At 61.3% G+C, this 19671-nt stretch carries 17 protein-coding genes and 2 pseudogenes; 14 read left to right on the top strand and 5 right to left on the bottom strand.

Annotated features, from left to right (window positions below; genetic code table 11):
- Positions 1–169 (bottom strand): annotated as a pseudogene (locus YWU_RS18660) (ISL3 family transposase); the annotation flags it as partial.
- Between the two features lie 124 nt (positions 170–293).
- Between YWU_RS18660 and YWU_RS16470 the strand changes: the two are divergent.
- From YWU_RS16470 to secG, 14 genes and pseudogenes are all read left to right on the top strand, one after another.
- A pseudogene (locus YWU_RS16470) lies at positions 294–1052 on the top strand (quinone oxidoreductase family protein); the annotation flags it as partial.
- Between the two features lie 62 nt (positions 1053–1114).
- Positions 1115–1702, top strand: coding sequence for a riboflavin synthase (locus tag YWU_RS0110845; protein WP_027020485.1), 588 nt, complete (start codon positions 1115–1117; stop codon positions 1700–1702).
- A 4-nt stretch (positions 1703–1706) separates the two neighbouring features.
- Entirely contained in the window at positions 1707–2966 is a 1260-nt protein-coding gene (locus YWU_RS0110850; RefSeq protein WP_034647739.1) for a bifunctional 3,4-dihydroxy-2-butanone-4-phosphate synthase/GTP cyclohydrolase II, read from the top strand.
- On the top strand, positions 2963–3430 hold the full coding sequence (ribH, locus tag YWU_RS0110855) for a 6,7-dimethyl-8-ribityllumazine synthase (protein WP_027020487.1): 468 nt from the start codon (positions 2963–2965) through the stop codon (positions 3428–3430). The genes YWU_RS0110850 and ribH overlap by 4 nt, the downstream gene beginning before the upstream one ends.
- Positions 3427–3930, top strand: a complete 504-nt coding sequence (locus YWU_RS16475) for a PH domain-containing protein (RefSeq protein ID WP_051260289.1) — start codon at positions 3427–3429, stop codon at positions 3928–3930. Before ribH ends, YWU_RS16475 begins: the two co-directional genes overlap by 4 nt.
- 3 nt (positions 3931–3933) lie before the next feature.
- Positions 3934–5919, top strand: coding sequence for an excinuclease ABC subunit UvrC (gene uvrC, locus YWU_RS0110865; protein WP_027020488.1), 1986 nt, complete (start codon positions 3934–3936; stop codon positions 5917–5919).
- Between the two features lie 10 nt (positions 5920–5929).
- Positions 5930–6826, top strand: coding sequence for an RNase adapter RapZ (gene rapZ / locus YWU_RS0110870; RefSeq protein ID WP_027020489.1), 897 nt, complete (start codon positions 5930–5932; stop codon positions 6824–6826).
- Positions 6827–6836: 10 nt separating this feature from the next.
- The gene (locus tag YWU_RS16480) at positions 6837–7793 is read left to right on the top strand and encodes a gluconeogenesis factor YvcK family protein (RefSeq protein WP_034647741.1); all 957 of its coding nucleotides are present in this window, start codon (positions 6837–6839) and stop codon (positions 7791–7793) included.
- 133 nt (positions 7794–7926) lie between these two features.
- On the top strand, positions 7927–8895 hold the full coding sequence (gene whiA / locus YWU_RS16485) for a DNA-binding protein WhiA (protein WP_034647742.1): 969 nt from the start codon (positions 7927–7929) through the stop codon (positions 8893–8895).
- A gap of 53 nt (positions 8896–8948) precedes the next feature.
- The gene (gap, locus tag YWU_RS0110885) at positions 8949–9956 is read left to right on the top strand and encodes a type I glyceraldehyde-3-phosphate dehydrogenase (RefSeq protein ID WP_027020491.1); all 1008 of its coding nucleotides are present in this window, start codon (positions 8949–8951) and stop codon (positions 9954–9956) included.
- A gap of 97 nt (positions 9957–10053) precedes the next feature.
- On the top strand, positions 10054–11262 hold the full coding sequence (locus tag YWU_RS0110890) for a phosphoglycerate kinase (protein ID WP_027020492.1): 1209 nt from the start codon (positions 10054–10056) through the stop codon (positions 11260–11262).
- 21 nt (positions 11263–11283) lie between these two features.
- Positions 11284–12066: a triose-phosphate isomerase gene (tpiA, locus tag YWU_RS0110895; protein ID WP_027020493.1), complete on the top strand. Its 783-nt coding sequence runs from the start codon at positions 11284–11286 to the stop codon at positions 12064–12066.
- A gap of 30 nt (positions 12067–12096) precedes the next feature.
- Positions 12097–14856: a phosphoenolpyruvate carboxylase gene (ppc, locus tag YWU_RS0110900; RefSeq protein ID WP_051260290.1), complete on the top strand. Its 2760-nt coding sequence runs from the start codon at positions 12097–12099 to the stop codon at positions 14854–14856.
- 76 nt (positions 14857–14932) lie between these two features.
- A complete protein-coding gene (secG, locus tag YWU_RS0110905) occupies positions 14933–15172 on the top strand; it encodes a preprotein translocase subunit SecG (protein ID WP_027020495.1) in 240 nt (79 codons plus the stop codon).
- A gap of 75 nt (positions 15173–15247) precedes the next feature.
- Here the strand turns inward: secG and pgl are convergent, their stop codons facing one another.
- The 4 genes from pgl to tal all read right to left on the bottom strand — a co-directional run bounded on the left by pgl (position 15248) and on the right by tal (position 19668).
- The gene (pgl, locus tag YWU_RS0110910; RefSeq protein ID WP_027020496.1) at positions 15248–15961 is read right to left on the bottom strand and encodes a 6-phosphogluconolactonase; all 714 of its coding nucleotides are present in this window, start codon (positions 15959–15961) and stop codon (positions 15248–15250) included.
- Positions 15961–16899, bottom strand: a complete 939-nt coding sequence (locus YWU_RS0110915; protein ID WP_027020497.1) for a glucose-6-phosphate dehydrogenase assembly protein OpcA — start codon at positions 16897–16899, stop codon at positions 15961–15963. The genes pgl and YWU_RS0110915 overlap by 1 nt, the downstream gene beginning before the upstream one ends.
- A 17-nt stretch (positions 16900–16916) precedes the next feature.
- Positions 16917–18464, bottom strand: coding sequence for a glucose-6-phosphate dehydrogenase (gene zwf, locus YWU_RS0110920; protein WP_034647743.1), 1548 nt, complete (start codon positions 18462–18464; stop codon positions 16917–16919).
- A gap of 88 nt (positions 18465–18552) precedes the next feature.
- Positions 18553–19668: a transaldolase gene (gene tal / locus YWU_RS0110925; RefSeq protein ID WP_027020499.1), complete on the bottom strand. Its 1116-nt coding sequence runs from the start codon at positions 19666–19668 to the stop codon at positions 18553–18555.
- Between the last annotated feature and the right edge of the window lie 3 nt (positions 19669–19671).

Below are 19671 nucleotides of genomic sequence, written 5' to 3' on the forward strand. Positions count from 1 at the left end.
CGCGAAGCTTCCCGGACTGTGCGCAGTCAGGGCAGGTGTTGCTCGCGGACACGGGTGTGGCGTCGATGATGGTGATGTTTCCGGCGTCGGCGGCACCGGTGATCGTCAGGCCGATCTCGGCGGTCCGGCAGATGGTGTCGGCGACGAGGTTGCCAGTAGTAGGCTGCACAGTAGGGTCCTGGTTCGGTTGGATGGAAGCGTCGTAACTCTCATCTTGTACCGGCCAGGACCCCTATATGTTGTGCCACCCCGAACCCCACCCCGCGGTCAACTACGCACTCCGAAACGTGAAGAGCCGGTTTACTCCCGGTGATCGGGTTACTTACACCTACACCGGAAGCCCGCTCGGTGCCTACAGCACTCATTTTGTTCTTCCCGCGCGGCATCTGATTCATTTGCCGGACGACATCACCTTCGAGACTGCGGCATCGTGCACGATGCGCGGACTCACCGCCGCCTATCTGCTTCGGCGTATCCATAATTGCCGTGCCGGAGACTCAGTCCTCATCCATGCGGCGGCAGGCGGAGTCGGCCTTATCCTCGTGCAGTGGGCGAAGCACCTCGGTCTCACGGTCATCGGCACCGTGTCCTCGAAGGAAAAGGCTGAGGCCGCACGTAGCGCCGGTGCCGACCATGTCATCTTGTACCGGCAGGAGGACACTGCGGCCCGTGTTCGGGACATAACGAACGGGGCTGGGGTACCGGTGGTGTTGGACGGAGTAGGTGCTGATACCTATCAGGCCCCTCTGGATTCACTGGCGCGCAGGGGTCTTCTCGTGTGTTTTGGCACAGCGTCAGGCCCGGTTCCTGCGATTCGTGCAATGGACCTCGCGATTCGAGGTTCGCTCTTTGTGACTCGTCCTGCGCTGGCTGACTACATTGCAGATCCACAGGAGCGGGATGAACTCGCAGCTGAACTGTTTGGGCATATCGCAACCGGACGGATTTCAGTTGATGTGCAACGGACCTATCCGTTGGCCGATGCCGCCCGAGCGCACGAGGACCTGGAATCGGGCAGTTTCGTGGGAGCAGGGATCCTTATCCCGGGATAACCGGGCGGCCCGCCGCGGGGGCGGCGGACTGACTGCTGCAGCCGGCCACTACGATGGCGTATGTGTTCACCGGAATCGTTGAGGAGCTGGGCCGTGTGGCGGCCGTAGAAGACCAGGGCGACGCCTCCCGCCTGAGCATCGAATGCACCACGGCTGTCGAAGACGCAGTCCTCGGAGATTCGATCGCGGTCAACGGGGTCTGTCTCACCGTGGCAGAACTGACCGGAAACGGCTTTATCGCCGACGTGATGCAGGAATCGCTGAACCGCTCCAGCCTCGGTTCGCTCTCTGTGGGATCCCCAGTCAATCTTGAGCGTGCGATGGCCGCCGGTGGGCGTTTCGGCGGCCACATCGTGCAGGGCCACGTTGACGGCACCGCAGAAATCATCAGTCGTTCGCCCGCCGAGCACTGGGAGATTGTTCGGGTCTCACTGCCGGCTGACCTTGCCCGGTATGTGGTGGAGAAAGGTTCCATCACAGTTGACGGCACGTCCTTAACTGTGTCGTCCATCGGACCTGATTGGTTCGAGGTGAGCCTCATTCCCACAACCCTCGCCGACACGGTTTTCGGGTCACTGCCGGTAGGGGCGACGGTGAATCTTGAGGTGGATGTTCTGGCCAAGTACGTCGAGAAGATGATGGATCGATAACATCATGGGTGTGACGAGATTCGATTCAGTGGAACGGGCGATCGCAGACATCGCCGTCGGCAAGGCCGTAGTCGTCGTTGACGATGAGGACCGTGAGAACGAAGGTGACATCATCTTCGCTGCGGAGAAGGCGACCCCGGAGTTGGTGGCCTTTATGGTCCGTCATTCCTCCGGTTATATCTGCGCCCCTCTGACCGGCGAAGACTGCGACCGACTCGGTCTTCCGCCGATGGTGTCCCGCAATGAGGATGCACGCGGCACCGCCTATACGGTCACTGTCGATGCCAATACCGGAACTACCGGTATCTCGGCGACCGATCGTGCCCACACGATTCAGTTGCTGGCCTCCGAAGACGCGACTGCCGCGGACTTCACCCGACCCGGGCATGTCGTCCCGCTGCGCTCGCGCAAGGGTGGTGTCCTGGTTCGTGCCGGCCATACCGAGGCCTCAGTGGACTTGGCGCGGATGGCGGGACTGCGCCCGGCTGGCGTTCTGTGTGAGGTCGTCTCTGAGGAAGACCCGACGGGCATGGCCCGCACTCCCGAGCTTCGTCGCTTCTGTGATGAGCACGGCCTCGCACTGATCTCGATCGAGCAGATGATTGAGTACCGCCGCAGGACGGAATTCCTGGTCGAACGTGTGGTGACCACCCGCATGCCCACCGAGTACGGAGAGTTCACAGCAGTGGGCTACCGCGGACTTGTCGACGGTGTCGAGCACGTAGCACTGGTCGTCGGTGATGTCGCTGGTGATGACGCACTGGTTCGAGTCCACTCCGAGTGCCTCACCGGTGATGTCTTCGGTTCCCGTCGCTGCGACTGTGGTCAGCAGCTGCATGAGTCGATGCGAATGATTCAGGAAGCCGGGCGCGGCGTGCTGGTCTACATGCGCGGACATGAGGGCCGAGGAATCGGACTGATGCCGAAGCTCAAGGCCTACGCCCTGCAGGACGAGGGAGCCGACACTGTCGATGCCAACCTCGCTCAAGGATTGCCCGCCGACGCCCGTGAGTACGGCACCGCTGCGCAGATTTTGCAGGACCTCGGCGTGACGTCACTGTCGCTGCTGACCAACAACCCCACCAAGAAGCTGGGGCTCGGTGGTCACGGCCTCGAGCTGACGCGCAATGTCCCGGTTCCGGTCGTGGTGAACTCGGACAACGTACGATACCTGCAGACCAAGCGGGAGCGGATGGGCCACGAATTGCCGTGGTTGGACAATTACATCAGTGACCATCCTGAAGCAGAGGAGAATCATTCATGAGCGGAGCAGGACTGCCGGACATTGAGATGCCGGACGCACGCGGACTGAGCGTTGCCGTCGTCACCGCGCACTGGAACACCGAGATCACCGGCCTGCTGCAGGAGCGCGCGCTGGCCGCAGCCGCCGAAGCTGGGGCAGAGGCAACCGCTCACGTAGTGGTCGGCGCCCTGGAGATCCCCGTGGTCGTGCAGGAGCTCGCTAAGCATCACGACGCCGTCGTGGCGCTTGGCTGCGTCATCCGAGGCGGCACCCCGCACTTCGAGTACGTCTGTGACTCGGTGACGGAAGGTCTGACCCGAATCTCCCTCGATTCGGGAACCCCGGTGGGCAACGGTATCCTGACCTGCAACACCCAGGAGCAGGCAGAAGCCCGCTCCGGAGCCCCCGGTTCAACCGAGGACAAGGGTAGGGAAGCGATGATCGCAGCCCTCCACACCGCCGTCTTGCTGAAGGAACTGAGATGACGACTTCTACGCCGCACGACCGCTTCGACAATGACCTCCTCCGGGACTCCCTCGGTGGAGACTGGGAGTTGGTGGTCAAGTCGAAGTCGCTGCGTAACCTCGCATGGATCTGCGTCGGCCTGATCATGGCCCTGCACATCTTCATGGGTGTTGTCGTCGACATGGGCGATTACACCGGCGCCGCCATCACCACCCTCGATAAGTTTGCCTTCCCCCTCATCGGAATGGTGTTCTGTGTCGCTCCGCTGCAACTGTTGCGTACTCGGGTTCGCGTGAACTCCCGCGGCGTGGAGATCTGCAACTTCCTCGCCCCGCACTTCTATCTGTGGGACGACATCCACGGACTGAGCTTCCCGGAGAAGGCCCGTCACGCACGTCTGGAGCTCCCGGACTTCGAGTTCGTCCCGATGTGGGCGATGCAGAAGAAGGACGGCAAAGCGGTTGTTAAGGCCGTACGTCGCTTCCGGGAACTCGAAGAGCGTTACATGCCGGAGGAGTAGACGGTGGCTGACCCCGCTCAATACCGTCCCGCCCCCGGCACCATCCCTACGGAGCCGGGGGTGTACACGTTCCGGGATGCCTCCGAACGTGTTTTGTACGTCGGTAAGGCAAAAAATCTTCGCGCCCGCTTGTCCAACTACTTCCAGGACGTGGCAGGTCTGCACCCGCGGACCCGACAGATGGTCCAGGCTGCCTCTCGAGTGACGTGGACTGTCGTCCGGACCGAGGTCGAAGCACTCCAGCTCGAGTACACGTGGATCAAGCGCTTCAACCCGCGGTATAACGTCATGTACCGCGACGATAAGTCGTATCCGATGCTCGCGGTCAGCGTCGGGGAGCAGTACCCACGTTTGTTCGTCTACCGCGGTCCTCGGCGCAAGGGCGTCCGGTATTTCGGTCCGTACACACAGGTGTGGGCAATTCGCGAGACTCTCGACTTATTGACCCGTGTCTTTCCGGCGCGGACCTGTACTAAGGGAGTTTTCAACCGCCAGCGGCAGCTCGAACGTCCGTGTTTACTCGGTTACATCGATAAGTGCGCAGCTCCATGTGTGGGGCGAGTCTCGGCAGATGAGCACAGGGACATCGTCGATGGGTTTGTGTCTTTCATGTCCGGGCGGACCCAAGCCGTCGTGAAGCGGATTGAAGCTGAAATGACTGAGGCCGCAGAGGATCTCGACTTCGAGAAGGCGGCGCGCCTGCGCGACGACCTCGAAGCGATCCGCACCGTCATGGAGAAGCAATCGGTGGTCCTTGGCGACGGTACGGACGCGGATTTTATCGCGTTCGCCACCGACGAACTCGAAGCAGCCGTGCAGGTATTCCACGTCCGCGCCGGCCGTATTACCGGTCAGCGCGGCTGGGTTGTTGAGAAATCCGGCGATGCCGAAACCGGACCGCTGGAGGAAGGTGTGCAAGATCCGGCATTGCCGCAGTTGCTCACCGACTTCCTCACCCAGTTCTATGGGGATGCAGCAGACCAGACGCTTGTCGACGGCCCATCCGCCGTTCCGCGCGAGATTCTCGTTCCGGCGATGCCGGTCGATGGAGCAGTCTCGGAGTACCTGCAGAAGCTCCGCGGATCCCGCGTGGAAATCCGAGTTCCGCAGCGTGGAGAGAAGCGCGATCTCTTGGACACCGTGGCACGTAACGCCAAGGAGGCGCTGACGCAGCACAAGCTCAAGCGCACCGGGGACCTCACTGCGAGGTCGCAAGCACTAGAGCAGCTTCGCGACGCCCTGTTTATGGACGAAGCGCCTCTCCGTATTGAGTGCACCGATATTTCCCACACGATGGGTACGGATGTCTCCGCATCACTCGTGGTGTTCGAGGACGGCCTGCCGAAGAAGTCTGACTACCGCAGGTATCGGATTCGAGAGGCTGCAGGCGACGGTCACTCAGATGATGTTGCCTCGATCGCGGAGGTCGTTCGACGGCGATTCAAGCGCCACGTCGAGGACCGCTTGGCGGTGCCCGAGAGTGATGATGACACCTCGTTCGAGGAGGAAGAGTCGACTGGAGGTGGATCCGCGAAGTTTGCCTATCCGCCGCAGTTGTTCATCGTCGATGGCGGTGCGCCTCAGGTTGCAGCGGCACAGGCGGTGCTCGACGAATTAGGCGTCGACGACGTCACACTCGTAGGTCTGGCAAAGCGGCTGGAGGAGATCTGGGTGCCAGGTGATGAGGACCCGGTGATTCTGCCACGCAATAGTGAGGCGATGTTCCTGATGCAGCGCATCAGAGATGAGGCACACCGATTCGCCATCTCCTTCCACCGTCAGCAACGCGGCAAGAAAATGCGTGCATCGGTGCTCGACGGTGTGCCGGGGCTAGGCCCGAAGCGTCGGACGGACCTGGTGAAGCATTTCGGCTCAGTCCAGAAGCTCAAGGGCGCGTCCGTCGCTGAGATTGAGGCCGTTAAGGGTATCGGTCCCGCGCTGGCAGAGACAGTGCACCGGACCCTGCACGAACCGTCGTCTGAGAAGTAAGGTTTGGATTATGAACGAGCACTCCAGGCAGAATCGCGCCAACCCTGACATGTCGTTGGTGCTCATTACCGGTATTTCAGGGTCGGGCCGCAATACCGCGGCGTCGGTCTTGGAGGAAATGGGCTGGTACGTCGCCGATAATCTCCCGCCGGAACTCATTGTTCGGATGGTGGAGCTCTCCTTCGGCGGCGAGTCACCAGTGGAGCGTCTGGCGATAGTCACTGACGTTCGCTCCCGTGCGTTCGCCGGTTCTCTGGAAGAAGTGCTGGATCGACTCCGCGCCACCGGCCGTAGCCCGCTCGTGGTGTTCCTTGATGCAGAAGACGACACCATCATTGCTAGGTACGACGCGGTGCGCCGCAGCCACCCGCTCCAGGACGGCGAGACGCTGTCCGCGGGAATTGACCGCGAACGCAGGATGCTCTCGGGTATCCGGGCATCAGCCGATGTCGTGGTGGACACCACCACCATGAGCATCCACGATCTTCGCCGAGACCTCGAGCAGCGCTTTTCTGATCCGACCTCGCAGAATCAGCGGGTGACGATCCAGTCCTTCGGGTTCAAGCACGGCGCACCCCGTGATGCCGACCTGCTTGTCGACGTCCGGTTCCTGCCCAACCCGTACTGGGACCCGAAACTGCGCCCGTACCGCGGAATCGATAAGCCAGTGTCAGATTTTGTGCTCGAGCAGGAGGACGCTCAGCGATTCCTCGACTTGGTCGAGCAGATGGCCCAGACCGTGTTGCCCGGTTACCGGCGGGAAGGCAAAAACTACATGACACTCGCAGTGGGATGTACCGGCGGACACCACCGATCAGTCGCAGTGGCAGAGGCCCTTGCCGTACGCCTCGGAGAGATGCCCGGTGTTGACGTACACACCGCCCACCGGGACATCGAAAAGGACTAGCTGAACCAACATGACTTCGATAACTTGCCTCGGTGGAGGCCACGGTCTTTTCGCGACCCTTCGCGCCGCCAACTCATTCGCAGACCAGGTCACCGCAGTGGTCACGGTGGCTGACGACGGCGGATCCTCCGGACGTATCCGGAGGGAATTGGGACAGATTCCCCCTGGCGACCTCCGAATGGCACTAGCGGCATTGTTGACCCCCGATGACCGGGGGCAGATGCTGGAGGAAGTTCTCCAGCACAGATTCGGGGGAACCGGCGCACTGGCTGGACACGCACTGGGCAATCTCCTGATCGCTGGCCTGAACTCCGTCCTCGGTGACGATGTTGCAGCTTTGGATGAAGCGGCGCGAATGTGCGGAATCCAGGGCAGGGTTCTGCCGATGTCCCCGCAGCCCCTCGACATCGAGGCTGAAGTGGTGGGGCTCGACGACGATGCTCGAGTCGTCCGCCCAGTTCGTGGGCAGGTCGCTGTGGCAACGACTCCGGGCCAGGTCCGCCGGATCCGACTCATCCCTGAGCATCCGCCTGCTACCCCTGAGGCGATCGAATCCATCCGCTCCGCCGACATGGTCACCATGGGCCCAGGTTCATGGTTCACCTCTGTGCTCCCCCACCTGCAGGTCCCTGATCTTGCCGCGGCGATCAAGGCGACTGATGCACACAAGGTGTTGGTCTTGAACCTGGTGTCAGAGCCGGGGGAAACTGCAGGGTTCTCGGCTGAGCGGCACATTCACATGTTTGCTCAACATGCGCCGGAGATGACGGTGGATACCGTGCTCGTCGACGAATCGATGGTCCAGGGGAAGACCGAACGTCGATTCTTGGAAAGAGCCGCTGCCGGATTGAAAGCGAACGTTGTCTACACCGATGTGCAGGGAGACTCCACGGGACGGCACAGTCATGAAAAGCTTGGGGCGGCTTTGCAGACTGTGATCCAGCCCGAGGCCCCGGGGCTCGACTGATACACCCGCAGGTACCTCCGGGGGTTGCCTGGCACTGCCCGGCGGTAGAGTTCCGGGGCGGTGCCCTTTGGTCATTGGCCTTGAGTCGGCACCAACAGTCTGAGCTACCGCAGCAGAGGAAAGGTTGTGTTCAGTGGCGTTGACATCGGACGTGAAAGACGAGCTCGCCCGAGTTGAGGTGTCTCAGGAGAGCGCCCGGCAGGCAGAAATAACGTCTCTGCTGCGTTTTTGTGGAGCCTTGCATTTGGTGGGCGGCCGTATTGTGGTCGAAGCCGAAGTTAGCTCTGGCGCAATTGCCCGTCGGGCTCGAACCCTCCTCACTGAGCTTTATGGCGTAACGCCTGAACTGAGCGTGCTGCAGCCGTCCGGATTGCGCCGTTCTGCACGGTATGTGTTGCGCATCGTCGACGGGGGAGAAGCGCTCGCGCGGCGCACGGGACTGATCAACCGAAACGGACGACCGGTACGTGGGTTACCCACTCAAGTGGTGAACGGTTCCGTTGTCGATGCGGAGGCCGCGTGGAGGGGAGCTTTCCTCGCCCATGGAACTCTCACTGAGCCCGGACGTTCAGCGTCTCTTGAGGTCAGCTGCCCATGTCCGGAAGTTGCACTGGCTTTGGTGGGGTGTGCGCGACGCCTCGGACTGTCGGCAAAAAGCCGCGAAACTAAGTCTGGCGACCGGGTCGTGCTTCGCGATTCGGAAGCAATCGGGGCTTTACTCACCCGAATGGGGGCACAACACACCCGCCTTCGATGGGAAGAACAGCGGATGCGGAGGGAAGTTCGGAATACCGCAAACCGACTAACGAACTTCGACGACGCCAATCTTCGCCGCTCCGTCGACGCCGCCACCCGGGCGGCTTCTAGGGTCGAGCGAGCCTTGGAGATCCTGGGAGAGGACGTACCAGAACACCTGGTCACGGCAGGTCGGCTCCGGGTCGAGAACACACAGGCTTCGTTGGAGGAGCTCGGACAGCTTGCGGTGCCGCCGATGACAAAGGATGCGGTGGCAGGTAGAATCCGACGCCTCCTCTCGATGGCGGACCGCCGTGCCAAGGAACTTGGCATCGCTGACACCAGCTCTGGCGCCGCGCAGGGTTAGGGCTCCGCGCGTACGATTAACGGTGTACTCCATAACCGGACTAGGAGAGTATCGTGACTGTACGTGTAGGTATTAACGGCTTCGGCCGCATTGGCCGTGGCTTCTTCCGTGCCGCCCGCGAAAAGGGTGCTGACGTCGAGATCGTGGCCATCAATGATCTGACCGACAACGCAACTCTGGCGCATCTGTTGAAGTACGACTCGGTGATGGGACGTCTGGGCACTGACGTCACTCACGACGATTCGTCCATCACGGTCGACGGCAAGCGCATCGCCGTTTCGGCTGAGCCTGACCCCACCAAGATCCCGTGGAAGGATGCTGACGTCGACGTGGTCGTCGAGTGCACCGGCTTCTTCACTGACGGTGACAAGGCCAAGGCTCACTTCGAGGGTGGCGTCAAGAAGGTCGTCCTGTCCGCACCGGGCAAGAACATCGACGGCACCTTCGTGGTCGGTGTCAATGACTCCACCTACGACCCAGAGAAGCACAACATCATCTCCAACGCCTCGTGCACCACCAACTGCCTCGCCCCGATGGCAAAGGTGCTGGAGGAAGAGTTCGGGATCGAGCGTGGCCTGATGACCACGATCCACGCCTACACCGGTGACCAGCGTCTGGTTGACGCACCGCACAGCGATCTGCGCCGTGCCCGCGCTGCCGCTATCAACATGGTGCCGACCTCCACCGGTGCTGCAAAGGCTGTCTCCCTGGTCCTTCCGGACCTGGAAGGCAAGCTCGACGGCTTCGCAATCCGCGTTCCGGTCCCGACCGGATCTGCCACCGACCTCACCTTCACCGCTAAGAAGCCGGTCTCTGTCGAGGCTGTCAACGCAGCGATCGAGAAGGCAGCTGCAGACGGTCCGCTGAAGGGTGTTCTCGCCTACAGCGAAGAGCCGCTGGTCTCCACCGACATCGTCGGTGACGCGCACTCGTCGATCTTCGACTCCGGTCTGACCCGCGTCATCGGCGACCAGGTCAAGGTTGTCTCCTGGTACGACAACGAGTGGGGTTACTCCAACCGCCTCGTCGATCTGACCGAACTGGTCGGATCCAAGCTTTAGAGTAGACAGAGCAATGGGCCGGGTTTCGCGCATGAGCGTGGGCCCGGCCCATCCGCGCATTTGAAGAACTTCTCCCTGAGATAAGGAAATCAATCACATGGCTGTCAAGAATCTCCAGGATCTTCTCGCCGAAGGCGTCGAAGGAAAGTATGTCCTCGTCCGTTCCGATCTGAATGTCCCGTTGAAGGACGGTGTCATCACCGACTTCGGACGTGTCGACGCCTCAGTACCGACCCTCAGTGCACTGTCGGAGGCCGGCGCGAAGGTTGTCGTCACTGCTCACCTCGGTCGCCCGAAGGGCGAGTTCGTTTCTGAGCTGTCCCTGGCCCCGGTCGCCGAGGCGCTGTCTGAGCGCCTGGATCGCTGGGTTCCGCTGGCGACCGATGTCACGGGAGAAGATGCCCACGAGCGAGCCAATGGCTTGACCGAAGGTGACGTTCTGCTGGTCGAGAACATCCGCTACGACGCGCGCGAGACCTCCAAGGACGATGCCGAGCGTGAGGCTTTCGCCGCTGAGCTCGCTGCATTGGTTCCCGAAGGTGCATTCGTCTCTGATGGATTCGGTGTTGTGCACCGTAAGCAGGCTTCTGTGTACGACGTCGCGAAGGTTCTGCCTTCCTACGCCGGTGGTCTCGTCGAGTCTGAGCTCAAGGTCCTGAGCACCGTCGCACAGGATCCGCAGCACCCTTACGTCGTGGTCCTAGGCGGCTCTAAGGTCTCTGACAAGCTCGGTGTCATTGAGGCACTGGCCCCGAAGGTGGACCAGCTGATCATCGGTGGCGGCATGTGCTTCACGTTCTTGGCAGCGCAGGGCTACAGCGTCGGCGGTTCCCTCCTGCAGGAGGAGATGTTGGATACCTGCCGCGACCTGCTCGACCGTTTCGGTGACAAGATCGTCCTGCCGACCGATGTTGTCGTGGCCGACAAGTTCGCTGCTGACGCCGATACCCAGGTTGTTGCTGTCACCGAGATCCCGGACGGCTGGATGGGTCTGGACATCGGACCGGAATCCGCCAAGGCCTTCGCGGATGCATTGGCTTCTGCGAAGACTGTCTTCTGGAACGGCCCAGCCGGCGTGTTTGAGATGGAGGCATTCTCCGCAGGCACCCGCGCAGTCGCTGAGGCCATCATCGCCTCGACCGCCAATGGCTGCTTCTCCGTCGTCGGTGGCGGCGACTCCGCCGCTGCAGTGCGCACGCTCGGCCTCGACGAAGACGGCTTCAGCCACATCTCCACCGGTGGCGGCGCCTCCCTGGAGTTCCTCGAAGGAAAGGACCTGCCGGGCGTGCAGGTCCTCGACAACTAAGCAAACCGAAAGGGCCTGATCATGGCACGTACCCCGCTTATTGCTGGCAACTGGAAGATGAACCTCAACCACCTCGAGGCCATCTCCGTTGTCCAGAAGCTCACCTTCGCGCTGCCGAAGGAATACTTCGACAGGATCGACGTCGCGGTCATCCCGCCGTTCACCGACCTTCGATCGGTTCAGACGCTTGTCGACGGTGACAAGCTCGCCGTCACCTATGGCGCACAGGATGTCTCCGAGCATGAGTCTGGCGCATTCACGGGTGAAATTTCCGCCGCAATGCTGAAGAAGCTCGGCTGCACCTGGGTAGTCGTCGGCCACTCCGAGCGCCGCGAGATGCACCTGGAGAACGACGCCAAGGTCGCTGCTAAGGCAAAGGCCACCCTGGATGCGGGCATGAGCCCGATCATCTGTGTCGGTGAGCACCTGGACATCCGCGAGGCTGGGGATCACGTCGAGTTCGTCGTGAAGCAGCTTCGTGGCTCCCTGGATGGTCTGTCTACCGAGGAGATCGCACGCTCGGTCATCGCATACGAGCCTGTGTGGGCCATCGGCACCGGCAAGGTGGCATCCTCTGCGGACGCTCAGGAGGTCTGTGGAGCCATACGCGCAGAGTTGGCGAACATTGCCGACGAAGACACCGCGAACTCCGTCCGAGTGCTCTACGGAGGCTCAATGAAGGTCGATAACGCGGCAGAGCTCGTCTCGCAGCCCGACGTCGACGGCGGACTTGTCGGCGGCGCCTCACTCGACGGTGAAGCATTCGCCAAGCTAGTCGCAGCGGCGGCCGACGCAAACAACTGAGGTCCGCTGAGATGGGTACGATTCTGGAGTATGACCAATACTCCAGCGTCACCCACCCCTGACCCTGACACCGCCCTTCTCCGTGACGATATCCGTCATCTCGGAGGAATCTTGGGCGAAGTCATCCGCGAGCAGGAGGGCGAGGAAGTCTTCAATCTCGTTGAAGCTGCCCGCCGTGCTGCGTTCCGCCTCCACCGGGGTGAAGACAACCTCAGTGACTTGACTGATCTGTTTCGGGACATTGACCCGAACGAAGCAAACCCGGTAGTTCGGGCCTTCAGTCACTTCGCATTGCTGGCTAATGTCGCGGAGGACATGCACGAGGAGCGTCTCATCGAAGATGCTCTGGACCAGGGTGAACCGCCGCAGAACTCGTCTCTCGCGGCTACCTGGAACAAGTTGGAGCAGACTCCTCCGGCACGCTCGTCGGTCAATGAACTTATCGACGCTGGTGCGGTCATTCCCGTACTCACGGCACACCCGACGGAAACCCGTCGTAGGACCGTCTTTGATGTGCAGAAGCACATCGCCGAGCTCATGACGAAGCGTCATCAGATCATCAACGTTCCGGAAAACGCCCGTACTTCTCAGAAGTTGGATCAGGTTGACACCGAATTGCGTCGCCGGATCACCACGCTTTGGCAGACCGCGCTCATCCGTGCGAACCGCCCCGGAATCCGCGACGAAGTCGACGTCGGACTGCGTTACTACCAGCTGTCGCTGTTGGAGACCGTCCCATCAGTGAACCGTGCCGTTGCAGATCACTTGGGATCTCTGACCGATCGTGATGATGCTGCAGGTCACCCGCTGGTTCGGATGGGCTCATGGATTGGCGGTGACCACGACGGCAATCCGTACGTTGACGGGCCGACGGTCCGCTACGCCACCAATCGCGCCGCGGCGACGATTCTCCGACACTATTTCGATCAGCTGCAGATCCTCGAGCGCGAACTCTCCCTGTCGGACAGGCTAACTCATGCCACCGTTGACCTTGTCGCTTTGGCCTCGCGTGGCCTCAACGACATTCCCGGACGCGTCGACGAGCCGTACCGAAAGGCCGTCCACGGTATCCGTGGCCGAGTCGGTGCCACGATCCAGACACTCCTGGGAGCCGGAGTCGTTGAACACGACTGGTCTGAACACGATCCTTATCCTGAGGTTGCTGACCTGCAGGCCGACCTGCTCACCGTGGAGCGCTCGCTAAGGGAGAGCAACGACGACATCATCGCTGACCACCGCCTTGCAGCTATTCAGTCCGCGACCTCAACGTTCGGGTTCCACCTGTACTCTTTGGACCTGCGTCAGAACTCTGACAGCCACGAGGAGATCCTCCAAGAACTCTTCAAGCTGGGCGGGGTCACCGCTGACTACCGCAGTTTGTCTGAGAAGGAGCGCGTCGAGGTCCTCGTTGAGGAATTGTCGAACCGTCGCCCCCTGGTACCGCGGAACACCGAGCTCAGCGAACTGGCAACTAGGGAGCTGGGCATCTACGAAGCAGCAGCTGCTGCGGTGAAGAAGTACGGCTCAGGTTCCATGCCTCGGTGCATCATCTCGATGTGTTCGTCTGTCTCTGATCTACTCGAGCCGATGATTTTGCTGAAGGAATACGGGTTGCTCGACCACATGGACATCATTCCGTTATTCGAGACAATCGATGACCTACAGGCTGGCTCGACGATCCTTCAGGAGGCATGGAACCTCCCGACCTATCGGGACCACGTCAGGTCTCGAGGTGACCTCCAAGAGGTCATGCTCGGCTACTCCGACTCAAACAAGGACGGCGGGTACTTCGCCGCCAACTGGGCGCTTTACGCTGCCGAATTGCAGCTGGCGGAACTCAGCCGCGACAACGAGATTCGATTGCGTCTGTTCCACGGCCGTGGCGGCACTGTCGGTCGAGGCGGCGGGCCGTCCTATGACGCGATCCTTGCGCAGCCGGACGGCGCCGTTCAGGGACGCGTGCGTATCACCGAACAGGGTGAGATCATCTCGGCCAAGTACGGCAGCCCCGAGACGGCCCGCAGGAACCTTGAGGCGTTGGTTGCAGCGACCGTCGAATCCACCCTGCTGCCGGAGGAGGCACCAGACAACGTCGACCGAGCCTACGAAATCATGACGGAAATCGCCGCTGATTCCGAGCGCGTCTATGCCTCAGTAATGCACGATGATCCCGGATTCATCGAGTACTTTGAGCAGTCCACCCCGGTCGCCGAGATTGGCAGCCTGAATATCGGCTCGCGACCGGCATCCCGTAAGCAGACGTCTTCCATTTCGGACCTGCGTGCCATCCCCTGGGTGCTCTCCTGGTCACAGCAGCGTTCGATGGTCCCCGGTTGGTTCGGAGTGGGCAGTGCCTTGAGCAATTGGATTGGGGACGACGATGAGCGACTGGAGGAGCTGCGCGAGCTGTGGCGCCAGTGGCCCTTCTTCTCGTCTGTGCTGTCCAATATGGCGCAGGTCATGGCCAAGACCGACATGAAGTTGGCGGGCATGTACGCGGAATTGGTCGACGACAAAGAGGTTTCTCAGCGGATCTACGGTCGCCTAGTTGACGAGTTTGAGCTCACCAAGGAGATGTACTTCAAGGTGACCGGATTCGGCGGTCTGCTGGACGATAACCCGTTGCTGGCTAGGTCCGTCGACATGCGATTCCCGTACCTCATGCCTCTCAATGTCATCCAGCTCGAGATGCTCCGTCGGTACCGTGCCGGTGATCACCGCGACAAGGTCCACCGTGATATTCAGTTGACGATGAACGGTCTGTCGACTGCTCTACGCAACTCCGGCTAGCACCCTCCGCGGTACTGCCAGTCGATACGGTATCGTTGCATGAGTTCCGATTTCCTAGGTAAGTGAGGAAGGTCGCGTGTACCTCGCACTCCAGATTATTCTGGCTATTACATGCCTGCTCTTGGTCCTGTTCGTGCTTCTGCACAAAGGCAAGGGTGGAGGGCTTTCCAGCCTCTTCGGTGGTGGCATGCAGTCGAACCTTTCGGGTTCCACGGTGGTTGAGAAGAACCTCGACCGTCTGACGTTGATCACTGCAATCGTCTGGATCGCAACGATCATTCTGCTCGGCGTGTTCCACGCATTCGGCTGGAACTGACGACCGAGACAATACGCGTAAGCGCCCGCTCCCTCTTTGGAGGGAACGGGCGCTTGTTGTGTGTGGGGCGCGGCTCTACTTCAAGCGGGAAGCGGCGGCGTCGTCGACAAAGACGACGGTCTCGGTGCGCCCCTGTGCACCGGCAGCGGGCCAGTCAGCCTGGTTCGCGCCGTCGGCGATGGCCCCGACTGCCTCAGACTTGTTCTCGCCTGCAATTAGCAGCCAGACACGATCCGACGTCTTCACTGCCGGCATGGTCAGGCTCACACGAGTCGGGGGAGGCTTCGGGCAGTCGTGGACGGCGACGACACTCAATTCGGTCTCTGCGATCTCCTGGGTGTGCGGGAACAACGAGTTGATGTGTCCCTCGCCTCCCATTCCGAGGAGGTGGATATCAAATCCGTAGGGAGCGTGGGTTTCGATAGTCGTGGCGTAGGCCGTTGCGGACTCCTCCGGAGTGTCCAGCAGCGGAATCTCGAAGATGTTGCCCTCCGAGATGCTGATGTGATCCAACAACGCCTCACGGGCCTGACCGGCGTTGCGCTCAGGGGAATCGAGCGGCACGAAACGCTCGTCCCCGAAAAACACCAGTACGTTGTTCCAGTCAATCTTTCCCGAATCCGCAGCAAGGGCTTCCAGCAATGCCACTCCGGCGCCGCCTCCAGTGAGAACGACGCGGGCAAGCCCTCCGTTGTGCTGCAGCTTCTCAACTGTCTCGACGAACCGTCCACGGGCGCCTTCAACGAGAGCCGCCTGGTCGGGGTACTGGTCAAACGTAGGCTTCTGCATCAGGAAATCCTCTCCACACGGCGGACGCGGCCTAGGCCACGCAACGCGCGAGCGTATGCGGTGTCAGGGTCAAGGTGCCGGAGTTCCTCCGCCAAGCATTCTGCGGTCGATCGCTGGAACAACGCCACCGGGAACGGGGGGCGATCGCCGATCGTAACCAAAGCGCTGGTGGAGTCAATGACCTCGAGAACGACGTCGGCGCCGTCCCTGTTCAGAGTGACCTTGCGGACAGTGGCCGGGGCGTCGTCGGGCTCAGGGGAGATCAAGCGAGTGACCGGGCATCCCAAACGGTCAACTAACCAACCAGCGGCCAAGTCGACGGACGGGTCAGCGGACCCCTCGACAGTGGCACCGGTGATGTCCTCGAAAGGCGGCCGGTCCAGAGTCGAGGCAAGAACGCCTCGCCACGCGGTCAGGCGTGACCACGACAGGTCTGAGTCGCCTGGGGCGTAACTGGAACGACGGTTAAAGATGGCGTGCAGTGGTTCGCCCTGGCTGGCGTCAGTGATCCTGCGCTGGGACAGTTCGCCGATCATGGAGGCAGACGGGACACGCGGTGCCTTTGACGGCCACCAGGACACCACAGGGGTGTCCGGAAGCAGCAGAGGCGTCACGATCGAGGCCGGATGCTCGGCGAGTTTTCCGTCCATATGCATGACGACGATCTCAGCAGCTCCTGCGTCGCCGCCAAAGAGCAGCTCGACGTCTAGGCGGTTCTCTGCATCCCGGTCACCGGTAACGAGAATAAGAACTCGGGCTGGGTGCTCACGAGACACAGAATTTGCCGTTGCGATGATCGTTTCGAGATCGTCGTCGCTCTGAGCAAGGACGATCAGTGTAAGGACTCGACCGGTCGCTACGATGCCGCGGTCCTCACGAATGCGAACAAGCTCCTTGGCTACGTCGCGAGTGTCGGTGTCAGACAGTGTGATGTTCATTCGCTAGTCTCCCTTTCCTACGGACGTCGCCACGCTCGACCCTCACGGGCGAGCATCTGATCGGATGACGCGGGGCCCCAGGTACCCGCTGGGTACTGGTCTGGGGTTCCGCGGCGTGCCCAGTACTCCAGCACCGGGTCGAGGATCTTCCAGGACAGTTCGACCTCTTCGTTAGTGGGGAAGAGGCTCGCCTGGTCGAGGAGAGCGTCGAGAATGAGGCGTTCGTAGGCTTCTGGCGACTGCTCAGTGAACGACTCCGAGTAGGAGAAGTCCATGTTCACGTCGCGCACCTCCATCGTGGATCCGGGGACCTTAGAACCGAAGCGCATCAGCACACCCTCGTCCGGCTGAACACGGATCACCATGGAGTTTGCACCGAGGGATTCGGTGGTGCGGTTCGCGAACGGCAGGTGAGGAGGAGTCTTGAAGACTAGGGCAATCTCAGTGACTCGACGGCCTAACCTCTTGCCGGTGCGCAGGTAGAATGGCACTCCGGCCCAGCGGCGAGAGTTCACCTTCAAGGTGCAGGCCGCGTAGGTCTCGGTGGTGGAGTTCGGGTCGAAACCCTCCTCCTCGCGCAGTCCACGCACGTGGTGGGAGCCTTGCCAGCCCTCGGTGTACTGGCCACGGGCGGTGGTTTTCGACAGCGGCTGGACCGGCTTGGTGGCGCGGAGGATCTTGATCTTCTCTGCCTGCAGATGCTCGGGGGAGAAGTCCACCGGTTCTTCCATGGCAATGAGTGCCATGAGCTGGATCAGGTGGTTCTGGATGACATCTCGAGCTGCGCCAATACCGTCGTAGTATCCAGCGCGCCCGCCAAGTCCGATGTCCTCGGCCATAGTGATCTGGATGTGATCGATGTAGTTGGCATTGAACAGCGGCTCGAACAGCTGGTTAGCAAATCGCAGAGCCAGGATGTTCTGGACGGTTTCCTTACCCAAGTAGTGATCAATGCGGAACACAGACTTTTCTGGGAACACCGAGTTGACGATCTGGTTGAGTTCCTGAGCGGACTCGAGGTCGTGACCGAAGGGCTTCTCAATGACCACTCGGCGCCAGTTATCGCCAGAGCTCTCTGCCAGGCCTGCCCGGTCGAGCTGGTGGCAGACCGAAGGGAAGCTATCCGGCGGAATTGAGAGGTAATACGCCCAGTTGCCTGCGGTACCGCGGGACTGATCGAGCTGGGCGAGTGTGTCGGCGAGACGGTCGAAGGCAGCGTCGTCGTCGAAGGCGCCTTGCACGAAGTGAATTCCGTCGACGAGGCGTTGCCACACTTCCTCACGAACCGGAGTGCGGGCACCTGACTCAACGGCCTGGCGGACATACTCAGCGAACTCTTCGCGGGTCCAGTCGCGGCGGCCATAGCCGACTAGTGCGAAGGACGCGGGAAGGAGGCCCCGATTGGCCAGGTCGTAGATAGCGGGGAGAAGCTTTCGCCGGGCGAGGTCGCCGGTGACACCGAAGATCACCATGCCGCCGGGTCCGGCGATTCGGGGAAGCCGCAGATCCTGCCGGTCGCGCAGGGGGTTCTTCCATTCTGTGGTGTCGGTGTGTGGGTCTGTCATCAGTGCTTTCCTTTGGGTGCAGGAGCGATATGAGAAACAGAAAGGTCGTGCCCGCCTGCTGGTACTTCGGCGGGCACGACCTGCTGCGCTAATTGCGGATGGCGGCGATCTTAGCCTCGATAGCCTCGAGAAGCTCGTTCCAGCTTGCGACGAATTTATCGACGCCTTCGCGCTCGAGCAGCTCAAAGACGTCATTGAGGTCGATGCCGGCCTCGGTCAATGCAGCCATGGTCAGCCCTGCGGCTTCGCCGGTGCCCGAGAGGTTGTCGCGGATGTCATCGAGCTGGGACTCAGCAGTTGCCTGCAGTGTCTTTTCCGGCATCGTGTTGACGGTGTTGGGTCCCGCCAATTCTGTGACGTACAGGGTCTGCGCGTAGTCGGGGTTCTTCACTCCAGTAGAGGCCCACAGCGGACGCTGAACGTTCGCTCCGGCCTCGGCCAGAGCGGCCCAGCGAGGGTTCTCGGATGAGAAGGTGTTCTCGAACTCGGAGTAGGCAAGGCGTGCGTTCGCGACGCCAGCCAGGCCACGAAGTGCCAGGGCCTCGTCGGAGCCGATGGTGTCCAGGCGCTTGTCGATCTCGGCATCGACACGCGAGACGAAGAAGGACGCGACGGAGTGGATCGAGGAGAGGTCGTGGCCGTTCTTCTGAGCCTGCTCCAAGCCTGCGAGGTATGCCTCGACAACCTGGCGGTAGCGGTCGACAGAAAAGATCAGGGTCACATTGACGCTGATGCCCTCGGCGAGGGTACGGGTGATCGCCGGCAGACCTTCATCGGTCGCTGGGATCTTGATCATTGCGTTGGGTCGGCCTACGCGCTTCCAGAGTTCGGCCGCCTGCACGACGGTCTTCTCTTCATCAGCGGCGTAGCGCGGGTCAACCTCGATGGAGACCCGTCCGTCGGCGCCATCAGAGGCTGCGTGGACAGGTGCGAAGACGTCGCAGGCATCCCGGACATCGTCGATGGCCATCGTGTACACAGCCTCGACAGCCTCGCCATCTGTGAGGGTGCTGAGCTGCTCGTCGTAGGCGTCTCCTGCGGTCATCGCAGTGTGGAAGATTGCCGGGTTAGTGGTGACGCCGACGACGTTCAGGTCCTCGATCAGCAGCTGCAGGCCACTGGTGGTGAGGCGGTCACGGGACAGGTCGTCGAGCCAGGTGGACGTTCCCACCTTCGCCAGATCGGTCAGGTTCTTGTTCGACATGCT

The sequence above is a fragment of the Corynebacterium sputi DSM 45148 genome, assembly GCF_000427865.1.
Classification (GTDB): Bacteria; Actinomycetota; Actinomycetes; order Mycobacteriales; family Mycobacteriaceae; genus Corynebacterium; species Corynebacterium sputi.

Excerpts from the sequence above, each read along its gene's own strand:
- YWU_RS0110850 (WP_034647739.1), top strand. The coding sequence starts at position 1,707 with ATGGGTGTGACGAGATTCGATTCAGTGGAACGGGCGATCGCAGACATC.
- ribH (WP_027020487.1), top strand. The coding sequence starts at position 2,963 with ATGAGCGGAGCAGGACTGCCGGACATTGAGATGCCGGACGCACGCGGA.
- YWU_RS16475 (WP_051260289.1), top strand. The coding sequence starts at position 3,427 with ATGACGACTTCTACGCCGCACGACCGCTTCGACAATGACCTCCTCCGG.
- rapZ (WP_027020489.1), top strand. The coding sequence starts at position 5,930 with ATGAACGAGCACTCCAGGCAGAATCGCGCCAACCCTGACATGTCGTTG.
- YWU_RS16480 (WP_034647741.1), top strand. The coding sequence starts at position 6,837 with ATGACTTCGATAACTTGCCTCGGTGGAGGCCACGGTCTTTTCGCGACC.
- YWU_RS0110890 (WP_027020492.1), top strand. The coding sequence starts at position 10,054 with ATGGCTGTCAAGAATCTCCAGGATCTTCTCGCCGAAGGCGTCGAAGGA.
- tpiA (WP_027020493.1), top strand. The coding sequence starts at position 11,284 with ATGGCACGTACCCCGCTTATTGCTGGCAACTGGAAGATGAACCTCAAC.
- ppc (WP_051260290.1), top strand. The coding sequence starts at position 12,097 with ATGACCAATACTCCAGCGTCACCCACCCCTGACCCTGACACCGCCCTT.
- pgl (WP_027020496.1), bottom strand. The coding sequence starts at position 15,961 with ATGCAGAAGCCTACGTTTGACCAGTACCCCGACCAGGCGGCTCTCGTT.
- YWU_RS0110915 (WP_027020497.1), bottom strand. The coding sequence starts at position 16,899 with ATGAACATCACACTGTCTGACACCGACACTCGCGACGTAGCCAAGGAG.
- zwf (WP_034647743.1), bottom strand. The coding sequence starts at position 18,464 with ATGACAGACCCACACACCGACACCACAGAATGGAAGAACCCCCTGCGC.
- tal (WP_027020499.1), bottom strand. The coding sequence starts at position 19,668 with ATGTCGAACAAGAACCTGACCGATCTGGCGAAGGTGGGAACGTCCACC.